Raw genomic sequence first — 3,492 nt, 5'->3', positions numbered from 1 at the left:
GCGGTGACACCCCCGGCCTGGGGCAATGACCCGAGGTCGGCTTCCCCCCGCCCGAAGGCCGCCGAAATCCCACATGCCACAGGCGTTTCAAGCCTCCGCGATTCGGCCAACCCCGCGCTCCCGTGATCGGCCCCAGCAACGAGCCGCCCCGGTCGATCCCTTGTGCGGCAAGGGTCCCCGCACGTCCGGAATCGAGCGCGTTCGATTCGGGCGCCACGTCGTTAGGCCGTGCACCGCTCGTTAGGCCGTGCACCGCCGAGCCGTCCGGGCGCGGCACGGACCTCCGGGAGGAACCGGGTGACGACCACCGACACCTCGACCGCTGACGAGAACCCTCCGCCCCCTCCCCCACCCGCGACTCTCACGTTCGGCGGGAAGCACGGCAAGAACCCGCTGGCCGACGCCGGTTTCGCTGCGATGTGCCGCCGCCTTCCCTCGGTCCTCATGCACACCGCGCGGATGGCGTGGGCCGTGGACAGGACCGGAGTCGCCCTGCTCCTCGCGTGCCAGCTCCTCACCGGCCTCGCGGCGGCCGTCGTCCTCGCGTTCACCGCGCAGGCCATGACACACGTCCTCGGCGGTGGCGCTGTTTCCGAACGGCTGCACGGTGCACTGCCCGCCCTCGTCGTGGTGACGGCAGCCGCGGCCGTGGGCCGGGGCAGCGGTGCCCTCGCCTCTTACGCCGACGGCCGCATCACTCCCCTGCTGACGACCGAAGCGGACATCGCCCTGGTCGCCGCGGTGTGCCGGGTGGAAAGCTCCGCCTACGGCGAGGACGGCTTCGCCGACCGGCAGGAAGCCGCCGAAGTCGGGGTCACCCGCACCCGGTTGATGGTCCAGGACGCCCAGCGGTTCCTGTCCGCCCTGATCCGCATGATCGCCGCGAGCGGAGTCATCACGGCACTGCACCCTCTGATGCTGCCCGTGCTGCTCCTGGCCGTCCTGCCGGCCGGCGCCGGAGCCGTCCTGTCCGCGCGCGTCGACTACGAGACCCACTACCTCAACGTCGGTGACCGCAACGTGCGTTCGATGATGCGCTGGTGGGCCACCTACTCCCGGTACGGCGACGAGGTACGCGCCAACGGCATGACCGGCTATCTCATCCACTGGTACCGGGCGCTGTCCGACCGCATCGATCAGCGCACCCTCACCGCCGCCCCGCGCCAGCTGCGCATCATGCTGGCCACCAGCGCCCTGGGCGGAGTGTTCCTGCTGTGCACCTGGGCCACCCTCGCCTGGCTGGCCTCCGGTGGCCGGGTCGCCCTGCCCGTCGCCGCCACAGCCGTCGTCGCCGTGCAGACCACCCTCGCCGCGCTCGGCCAGTTCGTCATCCACGGCGCCGCGATGTTCCACACCTCGCTCTATCTGGCCGACATGCGGGCCTTCCTCGATCTGGCCGCCGAACGCGCCCCGCGGCGCGGTGCGTCGACCATCCCCGAACGCGTCGACGAGATCCGCCTCGACGAGGTCGTCCACCGGTACCCGGGCAAGGACGAACCGGCCGTCGCCGGGGTGTCGCTCACCCTCCGCCGGGGAGAGATCCTGGCGATCGTCGGTGAGAACGGCTCGGGCAAGTCCACCCTCGCCAAGCTGATCACCGGAATCCTCCTGGCCGACAAGGGACGCGTGCTGTGGGACGGCGTCGACCTCGCCCGGGCCGACCCCGACGCCGTGTGGAAACGAACCGCGCTGGTGCCGCAGAACTTCGCCTGCTGGCCCCTGCGCGCCCGCGAGAACATCACTCTCGGACAGCCGAAGACGTTCGACGACGGTCCCGTGTGGGACGTGGTCGACGCCGTCGGCATGCGCGAGGCGATCGAGAAACTGCCCCGCCGGCTCGACACGCTCCTCGCGAAGGAACTGTGGGGCGGCGCCGAGCTCTCCGGCGGCCAGTGGCAGCGCCTGGTGTGCGCACGCGCCCTGTACCGCCGGACACCGCTCCTCATCCTGGACGAGCCGACCTCCCAGATGGACGCCCGTGGCGAGCACGCCATCTTCCTGGAGATCAAGCGGATCGCCGCCGAGCGCGTGACGATCGTCGTCACCCACCAACTGGAGAACACCCGCCTCGCCGACCGCGTCCTCGTCATGGACAAGGGCCGGGTCGTCGAGCAGGGGACTTACGAGGACCTCGTCCACGCAGGCGGACTGTTCGCCGAACTCGTTGCACTGGCCAAGGACCGCTGACCCGCGCCCTTTGCGCGTGTCCTTCCGCACAGGCACCATCGCAGCAGAGACGGACACGGCCACCCGTGCCCCGTCCGAGCCGAGGGAAGGGGTCGCACCATGGAGCAGCCGGCCGTCCCCTTCCCTCCCTCGCCGTGGCGCCTCACCGGCGACATGGTCGTCTCGCTGTGGCGCGTCCCCGCGGCCGAACTGCCGCCTTGGTCCCTCCCCTCCGGGGCCCACCCGTGGATCGTGCGGCGCCGCGCCACGCTGGTCACCTTCTGGGTCGACTACCGGCCCGGCGGTGTCCTCGCCTACCGTGAGTTCCTCATCGCCCTGGCCGTACGTCAGGGGCACCGCGTCGCCGCCAGCACCGTGGCCGCCTGGGTCGACGACGAACGGTCCCTGGCCGGGGGACGGGCGCTGTGGGGCATCCCGAAGGAGCTGGGCGCGATCACGCTCCACGCGGACCGCGGGAGCGCCCGGGCGGAACTGACCGCCACCGGCGTTCCGCCTGTCCGCTTCACCTACGGCGACGTGCTGCGGCTGCCGGTCCGGCTGCCCGCCCGGGGCCTTCTGATCCAGCAGTTGTCCGACGGCACGGTGTGCCGCGTCCCCATGCGGATCAGCGGGCGACCGGGGCTGGGCCGCGGCCGCGTCACGACTGAGTCCGAGGCTCCCTTGTCCGTCCTTGCCCGGCACCGGCCGTTGCTGTCCGTTGCCCTGCGCGACTTCCGCAGCACGGTGGGCAGCTGAGCGCACAGCGGGCCCTCGGCCGATGCCGTCGTGGACGGGACCCGGACGTCCCACGCGCGGCGGGCCCCAAGGCCGCCGCCAGGGTGAGCGTCTGCCCGGTGAACTCCTCAAGGCCCGGCAGCGCCGGCCGGTGCGGACGTCCGAACGCCCGCTGTCCGCACGCGCCGTCGTGGCGGCCTCCGGTCGCCCGCCGTCCTTCAGCTCCACCGCGAAGCTGACGTCGGTGCGGCGGACCGCGGTGACGCGGCAGCTGGTGCGGATGCCGGCGTCCACGTGGTCGGCGTAGGCGGTGAGGTGGGCGACGGCCTCGTCGCGGTGCGGGTGGCGGTCGCGGTCGGCGCCGGGGAACGGCATCCCGGGTCAGGGAGCGGTACCGGGCGGGCGAGAAGAGGGTGAGGCTGCCGTAGTACCGCGGCCACGGCCCGGCCGCTCGGGCGGACGCCTCCGGCACCACAGGCCGCAGCCCGCGACGCGGCAGCAGTCCGTGAGGCCCTGCGCGAGCTGGAGTCCCTGCGCCTGATCGAGTCCGCTCCGTACAAGGGCGTGCGCGTCCGCTTCCTCACGGCCGCC

Annotated in this window: 2 protein-coding genes and 1 pseudogene; all 3 read left to right on the top strand. The window is 72.6% G+C overall.

From position 1 onward, the window contains the following. Nucleotides 1-297 precede the first annotated feature (297 nt). A complete protein-coding gene (locus ABTX62_RS05075) occupies nt 298-2,187 on the top strand; it encodes an ATP-binding cassette domain-containing protein (protein ID WP_352114868.1) in 1,890 nt (629 codons plus the stop codon). 99 nt (nt 2,188-2,286) lie between these two features. Beyond that, on the top strand, nt 2,287-2,922 hold the full coding sequence (locus tag ABTX62_RS05070; RefSeq protein WP_352114867.1) for an acetoacetate decarboxylase family protein: 636 nt from the start codon (nt 2,287-2,289) through the stop codon (nt 2,920-2,922). 480 nt (nt 2,923-3,402) lie between these two features. Then, nucleotides 3,403-3,492: pseudogene (locus ABTX62_RS05065) on the top strand (GntR family transcriptional regulator); the annotation flags it as partial.

This window comes from Streptomyces sp. NPDC096046, from assembly GCF_040303285.1.
In the GTDB taxonomy this organism is placed as follows: domain Bacteria; phylum Actinomycetota; class Actinomycetes; order Streptomycetales; family Streptomycetaceae; genus Streptomyces.
Note: the sequence above shows the minus strand (reverse complement) of the source record. Positions and strands in the feature narration are given on the sequence as shown.

What these genes read in the sequence shown, in the direction of transcription:
- ABTX62_RS05070 (WP_352114867.1), top strand. Translation starts at nt 2,287, where the DNA reads ATGGAGCAGCCGGCCGTCCCCTTCCCTCCCTCGCCGTGGCGCCTCACC.